This is a genomic window from Mesorhizobium sp. M0894 (genome assembly GCF_040319725.1).
Classification (GTDB): Bacteria; Pseudomonadota; Alphaproteobacteria; order Rhizobiales; family Rhizobiaceae; genus Mesorhizobium.
In genome coordinates this window covers 68,496-93,459 of sequence record NZ_JAMYOG010000009.1, presented here as the reverse complement: position 1 = coordinate 93,459, position 24,964 = coordinate 68,496, and the positions used below count along the sequence as shown (strand labels likewise).

At 62.0% G+C, this 24,964-nt stretch carries 31 protein-coding genes and 1 tRNA gene; 23 read left to right on the top strand and 9 right to left on the bottom strand.

The annotated features are described in order from the left end of the window. The first annotated feature begins 63 nt into the window (after positions 1–63). From NKH91_RS18870 to NKH91_RS18820, 11 genes are all read left to right on the top strand, one after another. Positions 64–642: an invasion associated locus B family protein gene (locus tag NKH91_RS18870; protein ID WP_352481232.1), complete on the top strand. Its 579-nt coding sequence runs from the start codon at positions 64–66 to the stop codon at positions 640–642. Positions 643–795: 153 nt separating this feature from the next. Next, complete coding sequence (gene nrdR / locus NKH91_RS18865; protein ID WP_352481231.1) at positions 796–1,305, top strand: transcriptional regulator NrdR; 510 nt, start codon at positions 796–798, stop codon at positions 1,303–1,305. 2 nt (positions 1,306–1,307) lie between these two features. Beyond that, positions 1,308–2,438: a bifunctional diaminohydroxyphosphoribosylaminopyrimidine deaminase/5-amino-6-(5-phosphoribosylamino)uracil reductase RibD gene (gene ribD / locus NKH91_RS18860; RefSeq protein WP_352845117.1), complete on the top strand. Its 1,131-nt coding sequence runs from the start codon at positions 1,308–1,310 to the stop codon at positions 2,436–2,438. Positions 2,439–2,468: 30 nt separating this feature from the next. Then, positions 2,469–3,086, top strand: a complete 618-nt coding sequence (locus NKH91_RS18855; RefSeq protein ID WP_352845115.1) for a riboflavin synthase — start codon at positions 2,469–2,471, stop codon at positions 3,084–3,086. Positions 3,087–3,216: 130 nt separating this feature from the next. Beyond that, positions 3,217–3,711, top strand: a complete 495-nt coding sequence (gene ribH, locus NKH91_RS18850; protein WP_023717278.1) for a 6,7-dimethyl-8-ribityllumazine synthase — start codon at positions 3,217–3,219, stop codon at positions 3,709–3,711. Then, positions 3,708–4,208 carry a transcription antitermination factor NusB gene (nusB, locus tag NKH91_RS18845; protein ID WP_023717279.1) on the top strand — a complete coding sequence of 167 codons (501 nt, stop codon included), beginning with the start codon at positions 3,708–3,710 and terminating at the stop codon, positions 4,206–4,208. Before ribH ends, nusB begins: the two co-directional genes overlap by 4 nt. Continuing rightward, a complete protein-coding gene (locus NKH91_RS18840) occupies positions 4,205–5,422 on the top strand; it encodes an MFS transporter (RefSeq protein ID WP_352845114.1) in 1,218 nt (405 codons plus the stop codon). The genes nusB and NKH91_RS18840 overlap by 4 nt, the downstream gene beginning before the upstream one ends. A gap of 158 nt (positions 5,423–5,580) precedes the next feature. Then, a complete protein-coding gene (osmF, locus tag NKH91_RS18835; RefSeq protein ID WP_352845113.1) occupies positions 5,581–6,492 on the top strand; it encodes a glycine betaine ABC transporter substrate-binding protein OsmF in 912 nt (303 codons plus the stop codon). A gap of 42 nt (positions 6,493–6,534) precedes the next feature. Next, positions 6,535–7,701, top strand: a complete 1,167-nt coding sequence (locus tag NKH91_RS18830) for an ABC transporter permease (RefSeq protein ID WP_352845112.1) — start codon at positions 6,535–6,537, stop codon at positions 7,699–7,701. Positions 7,702–7,706: 5 nt separating this feature from the next. After that, positions 7,707–8,645, top strand: a complete 939-nt coding sequence (locus NKH91_RS18825) for an ABC transporter ATP-binding protein (RefSeq protein ID WP_352481228.1) — start codon at positions 7,707–7,709, stop codon at positions 8,643–8,645. After that, entirely contained in the window at positions 8,642–9,391 is a 750-nt protein-coding gene (locus NKH91_RS18820; protein WP_023717283.1) for an ABC transporter permease, read from the top strand. Before NKH91_RS18825 ends, NKH91_RS18820 begins: the two co-directional genes overlap by 4 nt. A 25-nt stretch (positions 9,392–9,416) precedes the next feature. Here NKH91_RS18820 and NKH91_RS18815 read toward each other — a convergent pair whose 3' ends face one another. Further along, complete coding sequence (locus tag NKH91_RS18815) at positions 9,417–9,650, bottom strand: hypothetical protein (protein WP_023717284.1); 234 nt, start codon at positions 9,648–9,650, stop codon at positions 9,417–9,419. Between the two features lie 79 nt (positions 9,651–9,729). On the opposite strand from NKH91_RS18815, the gene NKH91_RS18810 reads away from it, so the two are divergent. Together NKH91_RS18810 and NKH91_RS18805 are read left to right on the top strand one after the other, a co-directional pair. Continuing rightward, a complete protein-coding gene (locus tag NKH91_RS18810) occupies positions 9,730–10,230 on the top strand; it encodes a DUF2165 family protein (protein WP_352587782.1) in 501 nt (166 codons plus the stop codon). A gap of 253 nt (positions 10,231–10,483) precedes the next feature. Further along, positions 10,484–12,625 carry a sodium-translocating pyrophosphatase gene (locus NKH91_RS18805; RefSeq protein WP_352845111.1) on the top strand — a complete coding sequence of 714 codons (2,142 nt, stop codon included), beginning with the start codon at positions 10,484–10,486 and terminating at the stop codon, positions 12,623–12,625. 121 nt (positions 12,626–12,746) lie between these two features. On the opposite strand, the gene NKH91_RS18800 is transcribed toward NKH91_RS18805, so the two are convergent. Beyond that, entirely contained in the window at positions 12,747–13,280 is a 534-nt protein-coding gene (locus NKH91_RS18800) for an outer membrane protein assembly factor BamE (RefSeq protein WP_023717287.1), read from the bottom strand. Positions 13,281–13,394: 114 nt separating this feature from the next. Here NKH91_RS18800 and NKH91_RS18795 point away from each other — a divergent pair, with 114 nt between their 5' ends. The 7 genes from NKH91_RS18795 to NKH91_RS18765 all read left to right on the top strand — a co-directional run bounded on the left by NKH91_RS18795 (position 13,395) and on the right by NKH91_RS18765 (position 18,324). Next, a complete protein-coding gene (locus NKH91_RS18795; protein ID WP_023717288.1) occupies positions 13,395–13,952 on the top strand; it encodes a ubiquinol-cytochrome C chaperone family protein in 558 nt (185 codons plus the stop codon). A gap of 22 nt (positions 13,953–13,974) precedes the next feature. After that, positions 13,975–14,523, top strand: a complete 549-nt coding sequence (locus NKH91_RS18790) for a YceD family protein (protein ID WP_023717289.1) — start codon at positions 13,975–13,977, stop codon at positions 14,521–14,523. Between the two features lie 123 nt (positions 14,524–14,646). Beyond that, complete coding sequence (gene plsX, locus NKH91_RS18785) at positions 14,647–15,717, top strand: phosphate acyltransferase PlsX (RefSeq protein ID WP_352481224.1); 1,071 nt, start codon at positions 14,647–14,649, stop codon at positions 15,715–15,717. A gap of 9 nt (positions 15,718–15,726) precedes the next feature. Then, positions 15,727–16,698 (top strand): beta-ketoacyl-ACP synthase III, encoded by a 972-nt coding sequence (locus NKH91_RS18780; RefSeq protein ID WP_023717291.1) that lies wholly within the window; start codon positions 15,727–15,729, stop codon positions 16,696–16,698. A 104-nt stretch (positions 16,699–16,802) separates the two neighbouring features. After that, positions 16,803–17,126 (top strand): integration host factor subunit alpha, encoded by a 324-nt coding sequence (locus NKH91_RS18775; protein WP_023717292.1) that lies wholly within the window; start codon positions 16,803–16,805, stop codon positions 17,124–17,126. A 247-nt stretch (positions 17,127–17,373) separates the two neighbouring features. Continuing rightward, entirely contained in the window at positions 17,374–17,916 is a 543-nt protein-coding gene (locus tag NKH91_RS18770) for a MerR family transcriptional regulator (RefSeq protein ID WP_352481223.1), read from the top strand. 75 nt (positions 17,917–17,991) lie between these two features. Next, the gene (locus NKH91_RS18765; RefSeq protein ID WP_023717294.1) at positions 17,992–18,324 is read left to right on the top strand and encodes a hypothetical protein; all 333 of its coding nucleotides are present in this window, start codon (positions 17,992–17,994) and stop codon (positions 18,322–18,324) included. A gap of 122 nt (positions 18,325–18,446) precedes the next feature. Here the strand turns inward: NKH91_RS18765 and NKH91_RS18760 are convergent, their stop codons facing one another. Further along, positions 18,447–18,638, bottom strand: a complete 192-nt coding sequence (locus NKH91_RS18760; protein WP_352481222.1) for a hypothetical protein — start codon at positions 18,636–18,638, stop codon at positions 18,447–18,449. 316 nt (positions 18,639–18,954) lie between these two features. Here NKH91_RS18760 and NKH91_RS18755 point away from each other — a divergent pair, with 316 nt between their 5' ends. Together NKH91_RS18755 and NKH91_RS18750 are read left to right on the top strand one after the other, a co-directional pair. Then, positions 18,955–19,233 carry a helix-turn-helix domain-containing protein gene (locus NKH91_RS18755; protein WP_352481221.1) on the top strand — a complete coding sequence of 93 codons (279 nt, stop codon included), beginning with the start codon at positions 18,955–18,957 and terminating at the stop codon, positions 19,231–19,233. A 119-nt stretch (positions 19,234–19,352) separates the two neighbouring features. Next, entirely contained in the window at positions 19,353–19,811 is a 459-nt protein-coding gene (locus NKH91_RS18750) for a YbaK/EbsC family protein (RefSeq protein WP_023717299.1), read from the top strand. A gap of 39 nt (positions 19,812–19,850) precedes the next feature. Here the strand turns inward: NKH91_RS18750 and NKH91_RS18745 are convergent, their stop codons facing one another. Both NKH91_RS18745 and NKH91_RS18740 read right to left on the bottom strand, forming a co-directional pair. Then, the gene (locus tag NKH91_RS18745) at positions 19,851–20,045 is read right to left on the bottom strand and encodes a hypothetical protein (RefSeq protein WP_352845110.1); all 195 of its coding nucleotides are present in this window, start codon (positions 20,043–20,045) and stop codon (positions 19,851–19,853) included. A gap of 153 nt (positions 20,046–20,198) precedes the next feature. Then, entirely contained in the window at positions 20,199–20,432 is a 234-nt protein-coding gene (locus NKH91_RS18740; RefSeq protein ID WP_352845109.1) for a hypothetical protein, read from the bottom strand. Positions 20,433–20,932: 500 nt separating this feature from the next. Between NKH91_RS18740 and NKH91_RS18735 the strand changes: the two genes are divergently transcribed. Further along, complete coding sequence (locus tag NKH91_RS18735; RefSeq protein ID WP_023717301.1) at positions 20,933–21,232, top strand: DUF1236 domain-containing protein; 300 nt, start codon at positions 20,933–20,935, stop codon at positions 21,230–21,232. Here NKH91_RS18735 and NKH91_RS18730 read toward each other — a convergent pair. The 4 genes from NKH91_RS18730 to NKH91_RS18715 all read right to left on the bottom strand — a co-directional run bounded on the left by NKH91_RS18730 (position 21,216) and on the right by NKH91_RS18715 (position 24,898). Then, a complete protein-coding gene (locus NKH91_RS18730) occupies positions 21,216–21,425 on the bottom strand; it encodes a hypothetical protein (RefSeq protein WP_352845107.1) in 210 nt (69 codons plus the stop codon). The two genes, NKH91_RS18735 and NKH91_RS18730, sit on opposite strands and share 17 nt — an antisense overlap. A 539-nt stretch (positions 21,426–21,964) precedes the next feature. Then, positions 21,965–22,041 (bottom strand) — tRNA-Pro (locus NKH91_RS18725). Further along, a complete protein-coding gene (locus NKH91_RS18720; RefSeq protein WP_352845106.1) occupies positions 22,032–23,366 on the bottom strand; it encodes an O-antigen ligase family protein in 1,335 nt (444 codons plus the stop codon). Before NKH91_RS18720 ends, NKH91_RS18725 begins: the two co-directional genes overlap by 10 nt. Further along, the gene (locus NKH91_RS18715) at positions 23,363–24,898 is read right to left on the bottom strand and encodes an undecaprenyl-phosphate glucose phosphotransferase (RefSeq protein ID WP_352845105.1); all 1,536 of its coding nucleotides are present in this window, start codon (positions 24,896–24,898) and stop codon (positions 23,363–23,365) included. The genes NKH91_RS18720 and NKH91_RS18715 overlap by 4 nt, the downstream gene beginning before the upstream one ends. Positions 24,899–24,964 lie beyond the last annotated feature (66 nt).

The following is a 24,964-nucleotide window of genomic DNA, read 5'->3' as shown; positions in this document are numbered from 1 at the left end:
GCTAGTGACCTCCATGTGCGGGACAATCCCGGTGCGACAGCAAGGCACCTGCGGAGAAGCTCAATGATGCCAACTTTCCGTTTCGCCGGCTTTGGTGCCTTGCTGGCATCGGCTATCTTGCAGCTGTCCGGCCTCGCCTTGGCACAGACCGAGCCGACCCCGGCAGCACCCAAGACAGAGACCTTCGGCAGGTGGTCCACCACGGTGGACGAGGTCAACACCGGTGAGGATGTGCGCAAGACCTGCGCCGCCTCGACGGTCTTTTTCGACGCAAACGGCACCAGCGGCACTCTTACGCTAGCCATCTCGAATGGCGACGTACTGCCGCCCGAGGGCTATCCGAGCCTCATCATCGCCGTGAGAAACGGTGACTTGCCTAAGGGCGACAACATCCCGGCGGTGTTCCGCGACGTCAACGACAAGATCAAGGCTGGTTTTCATCTTATCGCCGACGGCCAGTGGATAGTGAACAACAAGCCCGAGACAACCCTCGCCATACTGCGTGCCATGCGCCGTACCAGCGCCCTCGATGTCAGCTTCGCCGACAAGCCGGTCGCGACCATATCGATGGACGGCTTCACCAAGGCCTATCGCTATCTCGGCACGTCCTGCGGCTTCCCGACCGGCGACGTCGCTCCCTGATTGGCGGATTGCCGTCCAACTGATTGCCGCTCTCGCAATTTTCCTCGTGCCTCGCTATCTCTGAGACGCGATCGGTCATCGGCCATACTTTGCCATCGTGGCAAAAACCTCTAAGCCTTTCGCTCCACGAGAATCGCGAACCGAAGGCTCTCCATGCGCTGTCCCTACTGCCAGTCCGAAGATACGCAGGTGAAGGATTCGCGCCCCGCCGAAGACGGCGCGGCGATCCGCAGGCGGCGCGTCTGCCCGGATTGCGGCGGCCGCTTCACCACTTTCGAGCGCGTCCAATTGCGCGATCTCGTCGTGGTGAAGAAGTCGGGACGCAAGGTGCCGTTCGACCGCGACAAGCTGCTGCGCTCGGTCGAGATTGCGGTACGCAAGCGTAACGTCGACCCGGAGCGCATCGACCGCGCGGTGACCGGCATAGTGCGCCAGCTGGAAAGCTCGGGCGAGACCGAGGTCGCCTCCGGCGAAGTCGGCCGGCTGGTCATGGAGGCGCTTAAGTCGCTCGACGATGTCGCCTATGTGCGCTTTGCCTCCGTCTACCGCAATTTCCGCGAGGCCAAGGATTTCCACGACGTGTTGGGCGAGCTCAAAGGCGACGAGCTCAAAAGTGACGAGCCCAGGGGCGGAGAGCTGAAGAGCGAAGAGGACGCCGGCTGAGCATGGCAGGGTCCGAGCGCAGCACGGCGAAGCAAGAGGTCCTCGATCGCCGCTATATGGCGGCAGCCCTCAGGCTGTCGCGCAAAAATGCCGGCCGGACGTCGACCAATCCTTCCGTCGGCACGCTCATCGTACGCGATGACGGCGACGGGCCAATGATCGTCGGCAGCGGCGTCACGGCCGTCGGCGGCCGGCCGCATGCCGAAACCGAGGCGCTGGCCGAGGCCGGTGAGCTGGCGCAAGGCGCCACCGCCTATGTAACGCTGGAGCCTTGCGCCCATCACGGCCGCACGCCGCCTTGCGCCAATGCGCTGGTCAGCGCCGGCGTGGCGCGGGTGGTTGGCGCTGCCAGCGATCCGGACCCGCGTGTTTCCGGCAAGGGCTACGCCATCTTGCGTGCCGCGGGCGTCGAGGTGATGGGAAAAGTGCTGGCGGCCAAGGCCGCGGAGCAGATGGCCGGCTATTTGATTCGATCTCTGAAAAAACGCCCGGAAGTGATTCTGAAGCTTGCGCTTTCGAGCGACAATAAGATCGGCGTGAAAGGCGAGGGGCAGGTCTCCATTACCGGCGATATCGCGCGGCGCGAAGTCTATCTGATGCGCGCCGAAGCGGACGGCATATTGATCGGCATCGGCACCGCGCTGGAGGACGATCCGGCGCTGACGGTGCGGCTGCCGGGACTTGAGAACCGTTCGCCGGCGCGCATCGTGCTCGACCGCCAGATCAGGCTGCCGGAGACCTCGAAGCTGGTTTCCGGCGTCGACCGGGTCCCGCTCTATGTCGCCGCGTGTGCCGAGGCCGATCCACGTCGGCGGGCCGCGCTCGAACGCACCGGAGTGCGCTTCATCGGCACTGAGACGTATGAAGGCGATATTGCGCTGCCGGAACTGCTCGAGGATCTGGCGGCGCTGGGCATGGCGAGCGTGCTGGTCGAGGGCGGCGCCAAGGTGGCCAAGGCGTTCCTCGACGAACAACTCGTCGATCGCATCGTGCTGTTTCAGGGGCCGGATGCGATCGGCGGGGACGGCATTGCATCGCCGATAGATGCCAACCATATCCCGCCGGGATTTCGCAAATTGCGCGACATGCGTTTCGGCGAAGACACATACGCCGAATGGACAAGAGACATTTAGGACCGAACTGATGTTCACTGGGCCAAAGTAATGTTCACTGGAATCGTCACCGATGTCGGCACCGTCGCCGCCGTGAAGCCGCTCAGGGAAGGCGTCGGTTTGCGCATCGACACCGCCTACGATCCGCAGACCATTGCCATTGGCGCTTCAATTTCGTGCGGCGGCGTCTGCCTGACGGTAACGGGATTGCCGGAAGACGGCGCGAACGCAAGCTGGTTCGAAGTCGAGGCCTGGGAAGAAGCACTCAGGCTGACGACCGCGATGGGCTGGAAATCCGGCACGCGCATCAACCTGGAGCGGGCGCTGAAGATCGGCGACGAGCTTGGCGGCCATATCGTGTCAGGCCATGTCGACGGAATGGCCGAGATCGTGGCCCGCAAGGAAGAGGGTGACGCCGTTCGCTTTACTCTGGAAGCACCGCGCGAGCTTGCCAAATTCATCGCCCCCAAGGGTTCCGTCGCGCTCGACGGCACTTCGCTCACCGTCAACAAGGTCGAAGGCACCCGCTTCGACGTGCTATTGATCCACCACTCGCTGACGGTCACCACCTGGGGCGAACGCCAGGTCGGCGACCGCGTCAACCTCGAGATCGACACCATGGCCCGCTACGCGGCGCGACTGGTGGAGGCGGCCAAAGAGGGACTTTGAGGCGATCGCCCATAAAGTCCATTCCCTGATGCGGCCGCCACCGGGTTGGCCTTGAACGTTCCTTCAGCAATCTTCCGCTTGCGATCAAACCGGCTTCGGCCTAAGTCACCGGCGATCCCCGGAGACATCTATGGCTGGCACATCCCAACACGGCAAAGCGTTCATCCGTCCGAAGAAGAAGGCCCACCTTCTTGTCATCGAGGCGCGCTTTCACGACGACCTTGCGGACGCGTTGCTCGAAGGCGCGACCAGCGCGCTCGACGAAGCGGGCGCGACATACGATGTCGTCACCGTTCCGGGCTCGCTCGAAATCCCGGCGGTGATTTCCTTCGCGCTCGACGGTGCTTCCGAAGGCGGGACGAGCTATGACGGTTTCGTCGCCCTCGGCACGGTGGTCCGCGGCGACACCTATCATTTCGATATCGTCGCCAATGAATCCAGCCGTGCCCTGATGGACCTGTCCGTGCAGGATTCAGTCTGCATCGGCAATGGCATCCTGACCACCGAAAACGACGAACAGGCCTGGACACGGGCCAGGCGCTCCGAAGGCGACAAGGGCGGCTTTGCGGCGCGTGCGGCGCTGACCATGATCGCCCTAAAGGAACAACTGGGAGAGCGAACGTGAGCGAACCCGCTTCGCCCGGCCAGCCTGCGGTTCGCCATGCCAACAAGCGCGGTGCTGCCCGCCTGGCGGCTGTGCAGGCGCTCTACCAGATGGATGTCGCCGGCAGCGGCGTGTTTGAGATCACCGCCGAATACGAGGCGTTCAGGCTCGGCAAGGAAGTCGACGGCGCGCTCTATCGCGAGGCCGATGCGCAATGGTTTCGCGCCATTCTTGCCGGCGTTGTCGAGCACCAGAAGACCATCGATCCGATTATCCGCCAGGCGCTGACCGAGGACTGGCCGCTGTCGAGGCTCGATTCGACGTTGCGCGCCATATTGCGTGCCGGCGTCTACGAATTGATGAAACGCGAGGACGTGCCGGTGGCGGTCATCGTCTCCGAATATGTCGACATCGCCAAGGCATTTTACGAAGAAGACGAGCCGAAACTGGTCAATGCGGTGCTTGATCGCGTGTCGCGCCGCGTGCGTGGCGAGGGCCGCGGCAAGGACGCCTCATGACTGCTATCGGCGTCGTTGAGGCCGGCAAGGAAGCGCGTCGCACCGCTTTCATCCTCGCAGCCTCGCAGGCGATCATCGGTTCGGCGGCACCCATCGCCATTTCCATGGGCGGACTGGCCGGGCAGTACCTCCTCGAAGCCGACAAGTCGCTGGCAACCGCGCCGATCACCGGCTTCAATGTCGGCGTGGCGCTCGGTTCCCTGCCGGCCGCGGCGATCATCCGCCGGCTCGGCCAGCGCGACGGCTTCATGACCGGCACTGCGGTCACAGCGCTTGGCGGGCTGGTCGCTACGTTGGCGCTGTTTCATGCCAGCTTCTGGCTGTTCGCTTTCGGCCTTGCCGTGATCGGGATCGGCGGTGCCTTTGTCCAGCAATTCCGCTTTGCCGCCGCCGACAATGCTCCGCCTGAATTCAAGGCGCGCGCCATCTCCTTCGTGCTGGCCGGCGGCATCGTCACCGCCATACTTGGGCCGCAGATCGTCATTTTCACCGGCGACCTGTTCTCGCCGGTGAAGTTTGCCGGCTCGTTTGCGTCCATCCTGGTGCTGGCGGCGGTTGGCGCCGCCATCCTCTCTTTATTGCGCATCCCAGCCAAGGCCACCGAGAAGGTGGAAATCGCCGACAGCGACGCCCGGCCGCTCTTAGAAATCGTCACCAGGCCGCGCTTCGTCGCGGCGCTGTTTTGCGCCATCGGCAGCTACGCGCTGATGAGCTTCGTCATGACCGGCGCGCCGCTGGCCATGGTCGGCTGCGGCCTTTCGACCGACGACGCCACGCTCGGCATTTCCTGGCATGTGATGGCGATGTTCGCGCCGAGCTTCTTCACGGGGTCGCTGATTTATCGTTTTGGCGCGGAGCGGATCGTGGCCATCGGCCTGGTGCTGCTCATTGGCTGCGGTATAGTCGCGCTGTCGGGGTTGGCAGTGTGGCAGTTCTGGACAACGCTGATCCTGCTCGGCCTCGGCTGGAACTTCAGCTTCATCGGCGCCACCGCCATGGTGGCTGACAGCTACCAGCCATCCGAAAAAGGCAAGGTCCAGGGGTTCCACGATTTCGTCCTGTTCGGCTCCGTCGCCTTCGCCTCGCTGATGTCGGGCGCGGTCTACAATGCCTGGGGCTGGGAGATGCTGAACTGGATGATTTTTCCGGTCGTCGCGCTGTGCTTCGTGGCACTGGGCGTGTTGAAGATGACGGGCTTGCGTGCGGCCAGCTGACGCCACGCTGTCGGACGAGACAACAGCGGATTCACCCAAATCCGAACAAAATTATTGCGTCCATCACCCTTCTTATGAAACCGTGTACCCCGACGGGGCATCGAAGCCATGCTCATATGCGGCAGCCATATTCCGGTTCACAGCAAGGGATTTGTGAGATGTTTTCAATCAAGGTTCTGGCCGGCACCGTGCTGGCGCTCGGCATCACGGTGGCCTCGGCGAGTGCCCAGGTGGTGGTGTCGTCGAAGATCGACACCGAGGGCGGCGTGCTCGGCAACATCATCCAGCTGGTGCTGAACGCCAATAATATCCAGACCACCGACCGCATCCAACTCGGCGGCACGCCTGTGGTACGCAAGGCAATTACGGCCGGCGAGATCGACATCTATCCGGAATACACCGGCAACGCCGCATTCTTCTTCGAGAAGGCCGACGATCCGGTGTGGAAGGATGCCGCTAAGGCCTACGAGACTGCCAAGAAGCTCGATTACGACGCCAACAAGATCGTCTGGCTGTCCCCGTCACCGGCTAACAACACCTGGGCGATCGCCCTGGGTAAGGAGGTCGCCGATACCAACAAGCTCGTCACCCTTTCCGACTTCGGCAAATATGTCTCGGGCGGCGGCAAGGTGGTGCTGGCGGCGTCCGCCGAGTTCGTCAATTCGGCGGCCGCGCTGCCCGCTTTCCAGAAGACCTATGGCTTTACGCTGAAGCCGGACCAGTTGATCACGCTGTCGGGCGGCGATACGGCGGCGACCATTGCCGCTGCGGCCAACCAGACCAACGGCGCCAACGCGGCCATGGTCTACGGCACCGACGGCGGCATCGCGCCCTCCGGCCTCGTCGTGCTTGAGGACGACAAGGGTGTGCAGCCGGTCTACCAGCCGGCGCCGATCATCCGTGAGGCGGTGCTGAAGGAGCACCCGGAAATCGAGACGCTGCTGAAGCCGGTCTTCGCCAAGCTCGATCTCGTCACGCTGCAGGAGTTGAATGGCCGCGTCCAGGTTGGCGGCGAACCGGTCAAGGGCGTCGCCGAAGACTTTTTGAAAAAGAACGGCTTCCTCAAGTAAGGCGATTCCGGCGCGCCGCTTTCGAGGTGCGCGGATCGGCCGATGGGGGAGGGCGTGCGCATCCGGTTTGACAAGCTCGGCGTGGTTATCGCGGCGATATCGGCCTATGCGGCTTTTGCGGCACCATTCGCCACGTTCCGCGCCAATCGCATCGTACCCGGCGAGGCGCGCTCGATCCTCGAATCTTTGCCTGCGGCGGTCGGTCCGCTATTGATGGCGATTGTTGTCGCAGCGGCGCTCATTGCATTGCTGAAAACGCCGCTTGCTCTGCGCCTCGCCGCCAGTGTGGTTGCACTTGCGGCGCTGGCGCTGCTGATCGGCGTTGCCGGCAGCTTCCTGACGCCCGCCGGCAACACCTTCGCCCGTATCTCGCCGGCTTCGGGCTTCTGGCTGTTTATCTTCGCCTTCACGCTTCTGCTCGCCGACGTGCTTACAAGGCTGAACCTGTCGCCGCAGGCACGGGTCGGCGTGCTTGTTGTCGCCGCAGCGGCGATCGGCCTGCTGCTGGTCTCGGGGAGCTGGAACAGCCTGTCGATCCTCAAGGAATATTTCAATCGCGCCGATAGTTTTTGGGCGGAAGGCTCCAAGCACGTGACGCTGGCGCTGGGTTCGCTGGCGGCAGCAGTGATTATCGGCCTGCCGCTCGGCATCCTCTGCCACCGCGTCGAGAAATTGCGGGCCGGCGTGCTCAACGTGCTGAACATCATTCAGACCATTCCTTCGATCGCGCTGTTCGGCCTCTTGATAGCACCGCTCGGCTGGGTCGCTTCGCATGTGCCGGGTGCTGCCGCGCTCGGCATTCGCGGCATCGGCACGGCGCCGGCTTTCGTCGCCCTGTTCCTCTATTCACTGCTGCCGGTGGTGGCCAACACCGTGGTCGGCCTTGCCGGTGTGCCGCGTGCCGCCAACGACGCAGCGCGCGGCATGGGCATGACCGACCGCCAGCGGCTGTTCGGCGTCGAGTTTCCGCTGGCTTTCCCGGTGATCCTCACCGGCATTCGCATCGTGCTGGTGCAGAATATCGGCCTCGCCACCATTGCCGCGCTGATCGGCGGCGGCGGCTTTGGCGTATTCGTATTCCAGGGAGTCGGCCAGACGGCGATGGACCTGGTGCTGCTCGGTGCCGTGCCGACGGTGGCGCTGGCCTTCGCCGCCGCCATCATCCTCGATGCAGTGATCGAAATGAGCGCCAGCAAGCGCAGGATTTAAACGGCATGATCGAGATCGAAGGCATCACCAAGCGCTACGGCGAGACGACAGTGGTCGACGACGTGTCGATAGTAATCGAGCCGCGCAGCATCGCCGTCATCGTCGGCACCTCCGGCTCCGGCAAGACGACGCTGCTTCGCATGATCAACCGGCTGGTCGAGCCGACATCGGGCGTGATCAAGCTCGACGGCGTCGACAACCGCTCGGTGCCTGATTATGAGCTGCGTCGCAGCATCGGCTATGCCATCCAGGGCCACGGTCTGTTTCCGCATCGCACGGTGGCACAGAACATCGCCACTGTGCCGGTATTGCTCGGCTGGGACGCCAACCGCATCAAAGCCCGCGTCGACGAGCTGATGACGCTATATCAGCTCGACCCGCAAGCCTACGGGCCACGCTATCCGCATGAGCTTTCCGGCGGCCAGCAGCAGCGCGTCGGCGTCGCCCGGGCGCTTGCCGCGGAACCCAACGTGCTGTTGATGGATGAGCCGTTCGGCGCGCTCGATCCAATCATCCGCAACAAGGCGCAGGAGGATCTGCTGGCGATCCAGAAGCGCTTCGGCACCACCATCATCCTAGTCACCCATGACATGGAAGAGGCCGTTCACATGGGCGACAAGATCGCGGTGATGGACGGCGGCAAAGTAGTGCAATATGCCGCGCCGGCCGAGATACTGGCGAAACCGGCCAGCGCGTTTGTCGAGACCCTGGTTGGCGCCAGCGAAAAACCGTTCCGGCTGTTATCGCTTGGCCGGGTGCGCGACGCGGTGGAAAAAGGCACGGCCGAAGGCGAGGCGATCCCCGGTGATGCCAGCCAACGCGACGCGTTGGCCGAACTCCTGTGGTCGGGCCGCCCGGCACTGCCGGTGAAAGATACTGATGGCAAATCGCTTGGCCGCGTCACTGTGGATGGACTGGTTAAACGCGCGGCGAGGCCGGCATGAAAGCCTGGCTTCCATCACTGCTCAGGCTTGCCCTGGTGGTGCTGCTTATTGCCTTCGTCACCAATCCCGGCTGGTTCGAACCGCTGCTGAAGCCGCTGACAGAGAACAACGCGCCGGTAATCTACAATCAGGGCAGCCTTTTGACGTTGACGCTGCTGCATCTGCGGACCGTCCTGATCGCAACGGTTGCCGCGACGATCGTTGCGGTCGCGCTCGCCATTCTGGTCACCAGGCCAGCCGGCGCCGAATTCCTGCCGCTGTCGCGCAGCCTGGTCAATATCGGCCAGACCTTTCCGCCGGTGGCGGTGCTGGCGCTTGCCGTGCCGGCCGTCGGCTTCGGCGAAAAGCCGACGCTGATTGCGTTGTTTCTCTATGGCCTGCTGCCGATCTTCGAGAACGCGCTGACCGGCCTGACGACGCTGCCGGCCAATGTCGTCGAGGCGGCGCGTGGCGCCGGCATGACCGGCTGGCAAAGGCTGGTCAAGGTCGAACTGCCGCTCAGCGCGCCGATCATCCTCGGCGGTATCCGGCTGTCGGTGGTGATCAGCCTCGCCACCGCGACCATCGGCTCGACAGTGGCGGCGAGGACATTGGGCGAGGTGATCATCGCCGGCCTGCTGTCGAACAACCTCGCCTTCATCCTGCAGGGCGGCCTGATCGTCGCCGCCCTTGCCGTGCTGATCTATGACGGGCTGTCGGCGATCGAGCGCTACACGGGCCGGCGCATGGGGCGCGAGGTGGAGTAGCCCCTCGGGGCAAAGTTCGCTTCTTTCAACGGCCACTCGAACGCGCCGGATGATCGAGCGTCAGTTCGAGCGTGGTGCCCGTCTCGCTGGCGATCCAGCGGCGGCGGATGATTGCGAAATCGTGCTGTGTGCCGGCTCTAACCACAGAGACTAAGTCGCCCACCGCGCAATAGCTGTCGAGATCGAGGGTTTCGAGAATCGCGGCAATGTCTTGCTTCCCGGCATAATGTCTCGCGACAGTCGTGAGCACTATGATCACTGGTCCCCCCGTTGCGCGATCTTCGGGACTCGGCGATTGATGAGTGCGATGCCCCAATCTTTCAGCAGGAGTTCTTGCCATGACCGCGCGTTTCTCCAAGATCGTCATGTGTTTGTGTCTGGCGGCTTTCGCCTTCCTTGTCGCCTTCGGCAACATCACCGATTACGGCTCAAACTTCGCCTTTGTCCAGCATGTGCTGAGCATGGACACGACCTTTCCCGGCAACGCCCTGATGTACCGCTCGATCACCAACCCGTCGCTGTGGACGGCGGGCTACTGGCTGATCATCATTGGCGAGGCGCTGACCTGCCTGCTCTACCTAGTCGCCGCCTGGCGACTCTGGCAAGCGCGCAACGCCAGCGGACAGGCATTCAACGATGCCAAGAAGTTCGCCATCATAGCCGCCACCATGGGTTTCCTCGTTTGGTATTTCGGCTTCATGGTCGTTGGCGGCGAGTGGTTTGCCATGTGGCAGTCTTCGACATGGAATGGTCAGGAGGCGGCGTTCAAATTCTACATGACAATGCTGGTGGTGCTGATCTTCGTCGTCCAGCCGGACGGCGACCCGCGCAAAGTTTGACGGCCGTTCGCCGATTTCAATCGATCTAATCGGATGGCAGTGTCGACAGGCGCGCTGCCGTCCAGCCTTTTGGATGAAACCCGGGATCTTTTGAGCGAAAACCGGACAAAAACCGAACAATATCTTGACGTTCCGAGCCCTGTTTCGCATAAGCCGCTGCGAAGGGACGGATTCCGGTTGCGGAAAATTCGTCCCCTGTCTCAACGGCCCGGGGAGTGGTTCTTTTGGGCCACCAATCGAGGAAAATTCGGCAATGACCATACTTTCAGCTGTCATCGCCTGCGGTCTGCTTTCAGTCCTTTACGCCATCTGGGCGACACGTTCGGTCCTCGCGGCCGATCAGGGCAATGCACGCATGCAGGAAATTTCCGCGGCCATCCGCGAAGGCGCGCAAGCCTATCTGGCGCGCCAGTACACCACCATCGCCATCGTCGGCGTCGTGGTCCTGCTGCTCGCCTGGTGGCTGCTTTCGATCACCGCCGCCATCGGCTTCCTGATCGGCGCCGTTCTATCGGGCGCCGCTGGCTTCATCGGTATGCACGTCTCGGTGCGCGCCAATGTGCGCACCGCGCAGGCGGCGTCCAACAGCCTCGCTGCCGGCCTCGAGATCGCCTTCAAGTCGGGCGCCATCACTGGCATGCTGGTTGCTGGCCTGGCCCTGCTTGGCGTATCGATCTATTACCTGATCCTCACCCAGTTCATGGGCCTTCAGCCCGATGACCGTGTCGTCATCGACTCGTTGGTTTCGCTTGGCTTCGGCGCCTCGCTGATTTCGATCTTCGCTCGTCTCGGCGGCGGCATCTTCACCAAGGGCGCCGACGTCGGCGGCGATCTCGTCGGCAAGGTTGAAGCCGGCATTCCCGAAGACGATCCACGCAATCCGGCCACCATCGCCGACAATGTCGGCGACAATGTCGGCGATTGCGCCGGCATGGCCGCCGATCTGTTCGAGACCTATGCGGTGACCGTGGTCGCCACCATGGTCCTTGCCGCCATCTTTTTCGGTGGCACCGCCGTTCTCGGCGCGACCATGCTCTATCCGCTGGCCATCTGCGGCGCCTGCATTCTCACCTCGATCGCCGGCACCTTCTTCGTCAAGCTCGGTTCCAGCGGCTCGATCATGGGCGCTCTCTACAAGGGCCTGATCGTCACCGGCCTGCTGTCAATTGTCGGCCTTGCCGTCGCCACTTCGGCATGCATCGGCTGGGGTGAGATCGGCACCGTCGCCGGCATGGCCATCACCGGCACGAACCTGTTCATCTGCGGCCTGGTCGGCCTTGTGGTGACAGGCCTCATCGTGGTGATCACCGAATATTATACCGGCACCAACAAGCGTCCGGTGAACTCCATCGCCCAGGCCTCGGTCACCGGTCACGGCACCAACGTCATCCAGGGCCTGGCGGTCTCGCTCGAAGCGACGGCGTTGCCGGCGATCGTCATCGTCGGCGGCATCATCTCGACGTACCAGCTCGCCGGCCTCTACGGCACGGCGATCGCGGTGACGACGATGCTTGGCCTCGCCGGCATGATCGTCGCGCTCGATGCCTTCGGCCCAGTCACCGACAATGCCGGCGGCATTGCCGAAATGGCCGGCCTGCCCAAGGAAGTGCGCCAGTCCACCGACGCGCTCGACGCTGTCGGCAACACCACCAAAGCGGTAACCAAGGGCTACGCCATCGGGTCGGCCGGCCTCGGGGCGCTGGTGCTGTTTGCGGCCTACTCTAACGACCTGAAGTTCTTTGCCGCCAATAGCGACAAATACCCCTACTTCCAGGGCATGGGCGACGTCTCCTTCGACCTCTCCAATCCTTATGTCGTCGCCGGCCTGATCTTCGGCGGCCTGATCCCGTATCTGTTCGGCGGCATCGCCATGACCGCCGTCGGCCGCGCCGCCGGTGCTATCGTCGAGGAGGTGCGCAAGCAGTTCCGCGAGGATCCGGGCATCATGGCCGGCACCTCGAAGCCGAACTATGCGCGCGCCGTCGACCTTCTGACCAAGGCAGCGATCCGGGAGATGATCGTTCCATCACTGCTGCCGGTGCTGGCGCCGCTGGTGGTCTATTTCGGTGTCCTCCTGATCTCCGGTTCGAAGGCATCCGCCTTTGCCGCGCTCGGCGCCTCGCTGCTCGGCGTCATCGTCAACGGCCTTTTCGTTGCCATCTCGATGACCTCCGGCGGCGGTGCCTGGGACAACGCCAAGAAGTCGTTCGAAGATGGTTTCGTCGACAAGGACGGCCTCAAGCACCTCAAGGGCTCCGAAGCACACAAGGCCTCTGTGACCGGCGACACGGTCGGCGATCCCTATAAGGATACTGCTGGGCCGGCGGTCAACCCGGCGATCAAGATCACGAACATCGTCGCGCTGCTGCTATTGGCCGTGCTCGCGCAAGGCTAAGCTCGGTCGCCACGGCTCAAGACAAAAACCCGCGGGATCGCTCCCGCGGGTTTTCATTGCCTGAGATGTGCCGCCGCTTACAGGGAAGCGAAAAGAAAAGAAGCCGACACCGTCGAGTGGATCAGGTGCCGCCGAGCGTACTGCCGCCGCTGGCGCCCGGAACACCAGGCGTCAGCTTGCTGGCGCCACTGATGATCTGGCTGAGGAAGTTCTGGTCCTTGCCGCCGGTCGGCGTGGTGCGCGAGATGAAGTCGAACACCTTGCCGTCCTTCAGGCCGTAATTGGCGATCTGGGTGACGCGCCCGTCATCGCCAAAATAGACCGCCAGCACATGCTGGTCGACTAGCCGCGGCTTGTCGAAGGCGACATAGCGCTTGCGCGTCTGCGAAATGTAATAAAAGGCCTCGTTGTCGAAGGTCGCCTTCGTCGAGGGAGTGCCGAGCGCCAGCAGCACCTGTTCGCGGCTCGAGCCGACCGGCACCAGGTCGATCGCCTGCTGGTCGATGACGTAGCCCTGCGTCAGCGTCTCGCTCGGATTGAGATCGCCGATCATCTTGGACGAATTGCAGGCGGAAAGCGCCGCAGCGATCACCAGCAGCGAAACCGCACCGGCGGGCCTAGGCAGGAAAGTCGACTTGAATTTCAGCGCGCGCAACTACAACTCCATAAGCTGGCCGCAACTTGCGCTGGGCCGCAAAACCGGTAAACCAGCTTGCTTGCCGATGCAACAAGGCCACTTCAACAAACGGTCCCGGGAGACCACCCTCAAATGTTCCAGCGCCTCTTTGGCCGCGAACGTCACGCCAACCGCGCCATCACCGAGGCGCTTTACGCACAAATCGTGGCGGCGGCGCGGCAACCGGTGTTTTATTCCGCCTGGAACGTGCCGGACACGCCGCTCGGCCGCTTCGAGATGCTGTCGTTGCACATGTTCCTGTTCCAGCACCGGTTGCGCGGCGAGGGCGGTGCTGCGGCAGAGGTTGCGCAGGTGCTGATCGACGAGTTCTTCATGGATGTCGAACATTCGTTGCGGGAATTGGGCATTGGCGACGTCGGCGTGCCGAAGCGAATGCGGAAACTGGCGAAGATGTTCTATGGCCGTACCGCCGCCTATGACGATGCGCTGAAACGAAATGACCATGATGCGCTTGCCGCCGCCCTTTCCCGCAATGTCAGGCCGGATGCCGGCGCCTGGCCGCAAGCGTCGCAACTGGCACTCTATGCCGCCGATGCATCAAGGCAACTCACGCAACAGCCGACCGAATCGATCGTTTCCGGCACGGTGGCATTTCCAGTGGCCAACTCTGAGCGAAGGCAGGCCGAATGAAGGCGGCGAAGTGGAGGCGAAGATGAAACATCCTGATACCCACAGCCCAGTGTCATTCCTGGCAAATGTCGCCCGGATGCCGCAAAAAGGGCTGCCGGTGGTGATCGATGCCGACGCCGGGCAGCGCGCCATACTGGCCGTCGAGCATGAGCTGCTTTCGGTCGAGAACTATCGCGCCGAACTTCTGATCGAGCCGTGGAAGCGCAATGGGGTGAAAGTCAGCGGCCATGTCGAGGCCGATATAACGCAGGCCTGCATCGTCACTCTCGACCCGGTCGAGGCGCATATCGACGAGCCGGTCGAGGCGCTGTTCCTGCCGGAACAATCCAAGCTCGGGCGGCAAGGTTTCGACGGTGGCGGTGAGATCCTGCTCGACGCCGAAGGGCCGGACAGCCCGGAAACCTTTTCCGGCGACGCGATCGACGTCGGGGCGCTTGCCGAACAGTTCTTTGGCTTGGCGATCGATCCCTATCCGCGCAAGCCGGGTGTGTCGCTGGAGGCCGCCGGCGATGCCGAGCCTGTGGAGAATGAATTCCAGCAAAAGCTCAGATCACTGCTGGGAAAATCCTGATGGCTGACCCAATTTGAGAAAAGTTGGTTGTGCGGCAGCCCAAAACCGTTATTTTCGCCGAACCTTCGCGAGCCCCGTACCTTGGCAAGCCCGCTGGCCAAGCAACCGTGAGATGAACACCGCGTGATCAGGATTTCCATCGATGCCATGGGCGGCGATCACGGGCCAAGCGTGGTCATCCCGGCGCTCATGACTGTCGCCACCCGTCGTCCGGACATACGCTTCGTCATCTATGGGCGCGAAGAAGCGGTAAGGCCTGAACTCGCCAAATTCCCCAAGCTAGCGGAGGTGAGCGAGTTCATCCACTGCGAGATCGCAGTCCGGATGGACGACAAGCCGAGCCAGGCACTGCGCCATGGCCGCTGGAAGTCATCGATGTGGAAAGCCGTCGAAGCGGTCAAGGCAGGCACGGCGGACGCCTGCATCTCGGCTGGCAATACCGGCGCACTGATGGCGATGTCCAGATTCTGCCTTCGCACCATGGCGACCATCGACCGCCCGGCGATTGCGGCGCTCTGGCCGACATTGCGCGGCGAAAGCGTGGTGCTGGACGTCGGCGCAACCATCGGTGCGGATGCGCATCAACTGGTTGATTTTGCCATTCTGGGTACCGGCATGGCGCGCTCGGTTTTCGGCATCGAACGGCCGAGCGTCGGCCTGCTCAATGTCGGCGTCGAGGAGATCAAGGGTCAGGAGGAGGTCAAGGAAGCAGGCCGTATGCTGCGCGAGGCCAACATGGCCTCGATGAACTACCATGGCTTTGTCGAGGGTGACGACATCGGCAAGGGCAGTGTCGACGTCGTCGTTACCGAAGGATTTGCCGGCAATATCGCGCTCAAGACGGCGGAAGGCACGGTCAGGCAGATCGCCGGCTACCTGCGCGCCGCGATGAACCGGACACTGATGGCCAGGATCGGCTATATCTTCGCCAAGACCGCCTTCGATCGCCTGCGCGAGAAGATGGATGTCGGCCGCTCCAATGGCGGCGTCTTCCTGGGATTGAACGGCATCGTGGTGAAAAGCCATGGCGGGGCTGATTCGGATGGCTTCGCTGCGGCGATCGAGCTCGGCTACGACATGGTGCGCAACAATCTGCTTGACCGCATCGAGGCCGATCTCGACCTGTTCCATGCCCGCAATCCGAATGCCCAGACAATCCGGAAATCCGACGTCGTCATCGACGCAAAGGAATAGGAAAGAGCATTGATCAGATCAGTCGTGCGCGGCACGGGCGCCGCGCTGCCCCGCCGCATTATGAAGAATGCCGATTTTGAAGGCATGGTCGAGACCTCGGACGAATGGATCGTCCAGCGTACCGGTATTCGCCAGCGCCACATTGCGGCCGACGACGAGACGACGGCCTCTCTGGGTGAGGCGGCAGCGCGCGCAGCCCTCGACAGCGCCGGCCTGACGGCTGACGACATCGACCTGATCGTGCTGGCGACCTCGACGCCCAACAACACCTTTCCCGCGACCGCAGTCGAGATCCAGAACCGGCTCGGCATGCACCACGGTTTTGCCTTCGACCTGCAGGCGGTCTGCTCGGGTTTTGTCTATGCGGTGACGACCGCCGACCTCTATATCCGCGGCGGCTTGGCCAGACGGGTGCTGGTGATCGGCTCGGAAACGTTTTCGCGCATTCTCGACTGGAACGACCGCTCGACCTGCGTTTTGTTCGGCGACGGCGCCGGCGCGATAGTGCTGGAAGCAGGCACGGGGGCAGGCGGCATCGCCGACCGAGGCGTTCTGGCGGCCAGCCTGCGCTCCGACGGCATCCACAAGGACAAGCTTTTTGTCGACGGTGGGCCGTCGACTACCGGAACGGTCGGGCACCTCAGGATGGAAGGCCGCGAAGTGTTCAAGCATGCGGTCGGCATGATCACCGACGTCATCGAGGCGACGTTCGCACAGGCCGGCATCAGCGCCGCTGATCTCGACTGGTTCGTGCCGCATCAAGCCAATAAACGAATTATTGATGCTTCGGCCAAAAAGCTCGGGATAGAGGAGCGGAAGGTGGTGGTGACCGTCGATTTGCACGGTAACACATCGGCTGCTTCCGTGCCGCTGGCACTATCCGCGGCCGTCGCCGACGGCCGCATCAAAAAGGGTGACCTGGTGCTGCTTGAGGCGATGGGCGGCGGCTTCACCTGGGGCGCCGTCCTGCTGCGTTGGTAAGTGCCGAACTAACGGGTTCGGGTCCTTGACCTTGACGGATCAATTACTTAGGTTCTGCCGTTGCTTGTATCGATTTTATTTTTTGAGCTGATGGGACGGTTCGTATGGGGGGAAAGACACTTACGCGCGCCGACCTCGCCGAAGCCGTTTACCGCAAGGTTGGGCTGTCGCGTACTGAATCGGCCGAGCTTGTCGAGGCGGTGCTGAATGAGATCTGCGAGGCGATCGTTCGCGGTGAGACGGTGAAACTGTCGTCCTTCGCGACCTTCCATGTCCGTTCCAAGAACGAACGCATCGGGCGCAATCCCAAGACCGGTGAGGAAGTGCCGATCCTGCCGCGCCGGGTGATGACCTTCAAGTCATCGAACGTGCTGAAGAACCGCATCCTGCGCTCCCATCAAAACAGCAAGGCCAAGGGCAGCAAGTAGATTCCCGATCTCCCTTGCCGAGAATCCATGCTTCAGGCTTCGGTTGAAAAACGAAGCCTGCTTTTACGCCGGGCTTGAATATTGTTTCATAAACCGCTGAAATAAGATGCGATTCGGCAGGCCGGATCGGTATTTGGGTGTGATCCGCCCCGGTGGACGGAAAAGCTGCTCTCTTTGTTTTACCGTGATGTTGCCCAAAAACCGGTCCCCGCCTTTCGCGATCATGCTCTAGCGTGAGGATTCGCCCATGGACAAGAGCCCCGATGCTTTCCGCACCATCAGCGAGGTCGCGGAGGATCTGGATTTGCCGCAGCACGTGCTGCGCTTCTGGGAGACGCGTTTCAACCAGATCAAGCCGATGAAGCGCGGCGGCGGCCGCCGCTACTACCGGCCGCAGGACGTCGAGCTGATCAAGGGCATTCGCCACATGCTCTACGATCAGGGCTATACGATCAAGGGCGTACAAAAGCTGTTGCGCGAGAACGGCAACCAGTTTTTGATCGCCGTCGGCAATGGCGACATGGCGGCGGTCGAGGCGATCTCGCAGCGCCGGCAGGCTGACGCGGTACCGCTGACGCCAGCGGCGCAGCCGCGCGGCCCCGACGACGAGATGCTGGTCGGCCAACCGAGGGTGAAACCCAGCCGTCGTTTTTTCGGCATCGGCAAGAGCGACGAGGAAGGCCCGGTTCCGCCGGACACGTCAAAACTTTCCCGTGATAATCGCGCATTGCTGCAGGAGGCGCTGTTCGACCTGCTCGAATGCAAGCGCCTGCTCGATCAGGTTCGCTAAAGCCCGCCGGGGCTGACCGGAACGGTCTTCGGGGTCATGCGTTAGGCTTCCTTCTGCAGATGAAGGAACCACGTCATGGCATCGCTTTCGAGCATCTCCGACACCGATCTGAACAAGCAGGTCGCGGCCCTGACCAGGGAACTGGCCACTTTGAAGAAAGCCGTGTTGAAGCGGGGCGGCGCCTATTACGAAGACGGTCGCGATACCGCGTCGGACTATTATTCGGATATCGCCGAGCGTCTCGGCGACACCTTGCCGGCAATCAGAAGGCAAGGCCGGGCGATCGAGAAGACTGCCCGTGATCACCCGGCGACGGCGGCCGCTGTCGGGCTGGTTCTGGTCGGGCTGGTCGCCAGTCTGTTTCTCGGTGGCCGGCAGCAAAAAGCGCCGCGAGCGCGTTCAAGGTAGGGGAAATGCGGTGGTCAGCGGGACCGCCGCCATTTCGTCGACGCGGCAAACCCCGGCAAGCTGGCCGCTCTTGATCAGAGGCCAAGAACGCCTGCTTGCCGGTTGTCTGTCCCAGGGTGTTTTCAGTACGTCTTCGCCACAACCTTCTTGTGATGATGGCGATGGTGGTGGACGCGGTGATGGTAGTGATGACGGTGATGCTTCTTGACGGTGGTGTGCATCGTCGCTGCATTCGCGCTGCTCGCGCCGATGATCGGCATCGAGAGGGCAAGTGCGATTGCAAGTCCAAGGGCGGAGAGAAGAGACTTCTTCATGACATCGTTTCCTTTTTGCGCAGGGCGAATTTGAGCGTCACCGATTCAGGTCGGTGACTCGAGCACTGCGGTCGGGACTATCGCCTTGGAGTTTTTCGGCAGTTTTTCCGGCCTGTAGAATTTTGTTTCCGAAGTATGTCCGCCGACGATCCGGCCAGATGTGAGCGCCCCGGCATCCACATTCATTCCGGCGTCGGTTCACGATGCCGTGACGCTGTCTTTGATGCTTGGCAAATCACCGGGGAGCGGGCATTCTCCCGATCGTCTCAGGCAACAACATGATTTGATCTAACTCTTTCATCCCACGGAGTTGCCAATGCCCCAAATAGCAAAACGCGAACCTTACTCCGAACTGGCGGCGAGCGCGGTTACGCCTGAACGCAGTGCCGTCCGAACCGCCCGGGAAGCCCGTGGATACAGTATCGAAGAGCTGTCCCTGGCGTGCGGGCTGGCAGCCTATGAGATTGCCGACATCGAAAGCGGCAACGATGCCGATCCTTCGAAACGTCGGCGTATTGCCTCCGCGCTTCAACTTCCGGAAAGCGCTCTGTTCGACGAAGCCGTGTTGCCTGCGAAAAGGCGGTCCGTGTCGTAGCGGCGTGCCATGCGTTTATTCGACGAGCTCGCCATGGGTTGCCCTGGCGGGCTTCGTTTTTCCGGCCACGTAGCGGACTTGCCGGCCGCCACGGCGACGCGAGACGGAAATCGCCGGAGATGAGCCTCGAATCCGTTCGCGCTTTCTTCGTCGCCCACGCGCCCGAAATCGACGTCATCGTTACGCAAGCCAGCTCGGCGACGGTGCCTCTGGCTGCCGAAGCGCATGGCGTAGCGCCGGCGCAGATTGCCAAGACGATCTGCCTGCGCGCCGGCGACCAGACGATGCTGATCGTGGCCAGCGGCATCTCCAGGCTGGACAATCGCAAATTCAAGGACCGGTTCGGCGGCAAGGCGCGAATGCTGGATGCCGAGCAGGTGCTCGCCGCGACCGGTCATCCCGTCGGTGGGGTGTGCCCGTTTGGCCTACCGGCACCGCTCCCGGTGTACTGCGACGTCTCGCTGCGCGCCTTTGACGAGGTCGTCCCCGCCGCAGGCGCGACGAACGCCGCCGTCCGGCTCAGCCCGCAACGCATGGCCGAACTCGTCGACGCCGAGTGGGTGGATGTCTGCCAGTAGCCCCTTTATCCAGGTCGTGGGATCCGGTGAGCGTTACCGCTATTCGGTCTTCTGTGGCTCTTCTTTCTTGATCGTCTGAGCGTCCGCGGCTGTCGACATATCGGCCTTCTCGACGCTCGCTGTCCTCGTCTGCGTGTCGACCGATGCCTGGACCTTTGAATGCGCGGGGCAATCCGCAGAGGCAGCTGATATGGACAGGGTCAGTGCGGCGGCTATTGCGAGGAATGTCTTCATGATCATTCTCCTCTTTCATTGGATATTCGTTGGGAAGATTAGCCCGTCTGGGACCGACCGCAAAATCACATTTGGCCACGCGCGCCCTTGCGTGCACGGAAGCCTACGCTGGACCAATAATTCAAATGGTTGCGCGGATAGCCGCTTGCCGTATCAAAACCCACTGCCTCCGGCCGGAGGATTTTTGGCGTCAAAAACCTCGCCGCTCAGAGCCAGTCTCAAATCTTCGGCGCTTAGCTGACCACTTTCGAACAAATCCATCACCCTGCGGCCGAGCACCTCTCTGCCTGGATCGCCGTCAGCGAGGCCTAATTCACGGCATCGGGCATCAAGTGCTTTGGTCAACATGGTCAGCTCGGCAGGACAGGTAGCTCCTTGAAGCGACATTGCATCTCTCCCGAAAGGGCGAAAAGGGGCGTGTCATCTTCCAAGCGTCCGCTCGCCCTTACAACTGCGGACGACGGCAATTCACCTAGAGCCAACCTTTTTCGAACTCAACATTCGAACGTATTAAAAACGCCGCCCGCGCTCCAATGGGAGGATCCTGCTACAATCCGGTATGGCCGTCCGTATAGCGGTTGTCCTAATGCTTCTTTTCGCCTTCGCCTACGGTTTCGCAAAACTCGTGGAACATTATGGCAGCGTTGGCGACAGGCCCTCTCCGTGTGAAGAATTGCCCTATCCTGATTGTCCTGATCCAAAAGCTCCTCCCCGGGAAGAAACTAAGCCTTGAGCAGGTGCTTGTTCGTAGGCGGCCTCATGGCCATGGCACCGGAGTTCGCCGACCGCCAGCGGAACAACAAGTCCTTCGGCCCGTTTAGGTAAGTAGCCCCGCACGGAAGCATCAAGCACCGTGGCGGAAAGTTGGCTCGCTGGAGGATTGCTATATGGGAAAGCAACTTTTATCTGCTGCGACAGGAATCTTTCTTTTCGTAGGTATCGGAACCGCCGCTGCTCAGGACGTCATCATTCAGCCTGAGCAAGACACGGTGATCCGGGAGTATGTAAAGAAGAAGCCGGTAGCATCCCTGAGCCTTCCCGGTGTTGAGCTCAACATTGGCACCGCTCTGCCCGACACAGTCGAGCTTTACGAAGTGCCGGACGTTCAGTACCGCTATGTAGTCGTCGAGGGACGAACCGTCCTGGTTGATCCAGGTACCCGCAAAATTGTTAAGATCTACGATTGATTTTCTGCCTGAAGCCCGCCGTGCCGAAAAGGTGCGGCGGGCTTTTTGCGTTCAGCCGCCAATCGCGGTAGCGGACGATGCGCTCGTCGCCGTCTTGGCGGCAGGCGTCCTCACGGAAACCGGCGGAGTGAGCTGCCACGTTTCGTTCCCACGCCGCCAGCATCCAGGTTGGGTTCTTCATGCTTGCTGCCATTGATCCTTCCGGCATTCCCGCAAGCAACGAGGGCCGGGCACGTTGCGCTTGCTCGACTTTCCTAACCCCGTCGCTGCCGCCCTGAAAAGTTTCAGGCCAAGCCGGCCGCCGGCGTTGAACCAGTTCGTTCCAACCGCCGGTTGGTGGACGCGCTACCGCTCATGCGCCTAATGTCGACTTGATCCGCGCGCACCTGGCAAGCCCGCCCACCCGAGTCCCCCGCCTGGTGCAACAGCGCTTGATCGGCCCCGCCGTACTTCATGTGCGGCGGGTTTTTATTTGCTCGATGGAACAACCCGGCTGGCGCGACGGTTCATCTCAACGCAGCAAGTCCCTCCTCATAAGAATTGCTGCCAGATCGGGTTGCACCGATCTGCTCGCGTCCTTCTCCCGGAAGGCGCGAGCTTTTTGCATGCTGGTTTGGGCTATTCCACATTGACCTGGCGAGCGAAGCCCTTGGTCGAAATCGTGTTGCGCTGGCTGCAATGCGGCTATTCTGTATGGCCAGTTGGGGGAACTGGCTAAGCCTTTGGATTTAATGGTCGGAGTGGCCGGATTCGAACCGACGACCCCTTGACCCCCAGTCAAGTGCGCTACCGGGCTGCGCTACACTCCGGACCGGTCGCGATGTATCGTGATAGACTGGGTCCGGTCAACCGAATTCGGCTGCTGTCCGGCCTGAAGCAACAGCAACGGAGGTTGCGGGCGCCGCGCCGCCCGAAACTGCCACTGATGGCGGTATTCGAGCGCGATGGCGCCCCAGATCAGGCCGAGCAGCAGGTAGACATGGCGCCAGTGGTCGATGTCGATGAAGGTGCCGAGCCCGATATTGCCGATGAAGGCGACATAGGCGCATAGTAGATAAGGCTGCCAGGGCCGGTCGCGCAGCAGAATGCGGAAGCCGGCGGCGATCGTCCAGCACGTCAGCGTCAGGAACGACACGAAGCCGAGCCAGCCGTAATCCATCAGCATCTTCAACCAGATGTCGTGTGTGTCCTCGCCGAACATCTTGCCGAAGACGAGCGGGCCGATGCCGAACGGATGCTCCAGCGCCATCTGAAAGCCGATCGTGTAGCGGGCGAAGCGGCCGAGGCGGGCGGTGTCGTAGCTTTGTTCGAGTTGCGCGCGATTCGAGAACATCTCCGCCACGCCAGGCAGTTGCAGGATGACGATCATCGCAATGACCAGCAGTCCGACGGCGGCGATGGTCATGACGACGACGCGCAGCCGGAATTTGCCGCTGGCGCTCTGCAGGAACAAGGCCCCGGTCAGCAGGATCGCCGAAACGGCGAACATGCCCCAGGCGCCGCGCGAAAAAGAAAAGAAGATGCCGGCGGTGATGATCAGCAGCGGCACCGCCACTAGAGGCATGCGCGCGATCGAGCCGGTAAGCAGGAGATAGAGCAGGTAGATGCCCGGCAGCACCAGGAACGGCCCGAACACGTTCGGGTCCTGGAAGGCGCCGGCGGCACGGTCGTATTTGGTGAAGATCTCCGCTCCTGGAAAGGCATGGAAATAGCCGGCTATGCCGACCAGCGAAGTCAGCACTGCCGACACGACATAAGCGACGAAGATCACGCGGTAGAGACTGGGCTGGACGGCCGTTACGGAAGCGAAGAAAACCGCGGTGAGGGTCAGGAACAGCGAGACGGCGAGATAGAGCGGCGTGGCGGCGAGGTCCGACATCTGCGTCATCGAGATCATTCCGCCGATGTTCATGATTACCAGCAGCACCAGAAGTGGCACCGCCGCGCGCTGGATGCGCATGCCGAACAAGGGCCACACCACGATCAGCCCGATCATAAAGAGGTCGTATGGCGCCGGCTCGGCAATAACGAAACCGGACAGGAAGACGCCGAGGAAAACTGCCCCCGACGCAATCAGCGCAATGAGCTTGGCGTTGACCGCCGCCGCCGGCAATTCGTAGGCCGTCGCGCTCAATACGCATTTTCCGTGTTGAGCAGGCGGATCGGCGTCAGGAACAGGATTCTCAGGTCGAACAACAGCGACCAGTTCTCGATGTAATAGAGGTCGTATTCCGTGCGCATGCGGATCTTCTCGTTGGTGTCCATCTCGCCGCGCCAGCCATTGATCTGAGCCCAGCCGGTCACGCCGGGCTTGACCTTGTGGCGGGCGAAATAGCCGTCGACCACCTCATTGTAGAGAAGGTTGTGCGACTGCGCGGCAATGGCGTGCGGGCGCGGCCCGACCAGCGACAGCGAACCGAACAGCGAATTGAAGAACTGCGGCAATTCGTCGATCGAGGTCTTGCGGATGAAGCGGCCGACGCGGGTGACGCGCGGATCGTTCTTGGTCACGGTCTGCTTCGCCGTCGGGTCCGCCTTCTCGGTGTACATCGACCGGAACTTATAGACGTCGATGATTTCGTTGTTGAAGCCGTGCCGCTTCTGGTGGAACAGCACCGGGCCCTTGCTGTCGAGTTTGATCGCGATCGCGGTCGCCAGCATCACCGGCGAGAACACGATGATGCCGATGATCGAAAAGACGATGTCAAAGGCGCGTTTCGCGACCGAATCCCAGTCGTTGATAGGCTTGTCGAAGATATCGAGCATCGGCACCGAGCCGATGTAGGAATAGGCGCGCGGCCTGAACTGCAGCGCATTCGAATGCGCCGACAGCCGGATGTCGACCGGCAGCACCCACAGCTTCTTCAACAGTTGCAGCACGCGCGATTCGGCGGTCAGCGGCAGCGAAACGATCAGCATGTCGATGCGTGCGATGCGGGCAAATTCAATGAGCTCGGAAATCGTGCCGAGCTTGGGATAGCCGGCGACAACCGGCGGCGAACGCTTGTCACCACGATCGTCGAAGATGCCGCAGATGCGGATGTCGTTGTAGGGCTGCTTTTCGACCGAGCGGATCAGCACCTCCGCCGCCTTGCCGCCGCCGACGATGACGGCGCGGCGCTCCATCCGCCCGTCGCGCGCCCAGCGCCGGATCAGCTTCGACATCACCAGCCGGAGACCCAGGATCAGCACGAAGCCAATAACGAACCACGTGCCGAAGAGCAGGCGCGAATAGTCTTCCGACATTTTCATGGTGAAGGCGGTGAGCGCCATCAAGGCGAAGGTTCCGGCCCAGACCAGCAGGAGGCGGCCGAAATTGGCGATCGGCCGCATCAGCGCGACAATCTGGTAGCAGTCGGTGACGTCGAGCAGAACGACCGCGAGGAACGAGGTGGCGGCGATCGTCAGCGAGTATTGCCAGGCAAGATAGTTGAAAAAGCCGACATAGTAGAAATAGACGGCAAGACCCGACACCAACAGCAGCGCGAATTCCACCATGCGCAGGACGCCGCTGACCATGATCGGCGACATCGTATCGCGCCGGTATTGCGAGGCGACCTGACGGGCAACGTCGTTCATGCCACCGGCCGTGTTGTTCTCGGCAGGGGCGTCGAATTTGCGCACCGCGTCTAGCGAAAAACGGCGCGCGGGGTCGATTTCGTTCATGGGGCGTCCGTAGGTTTCCCTCAGGTGAATAGCAAAAGAGAGCTAAGAAACCCTTGAAACAACAGA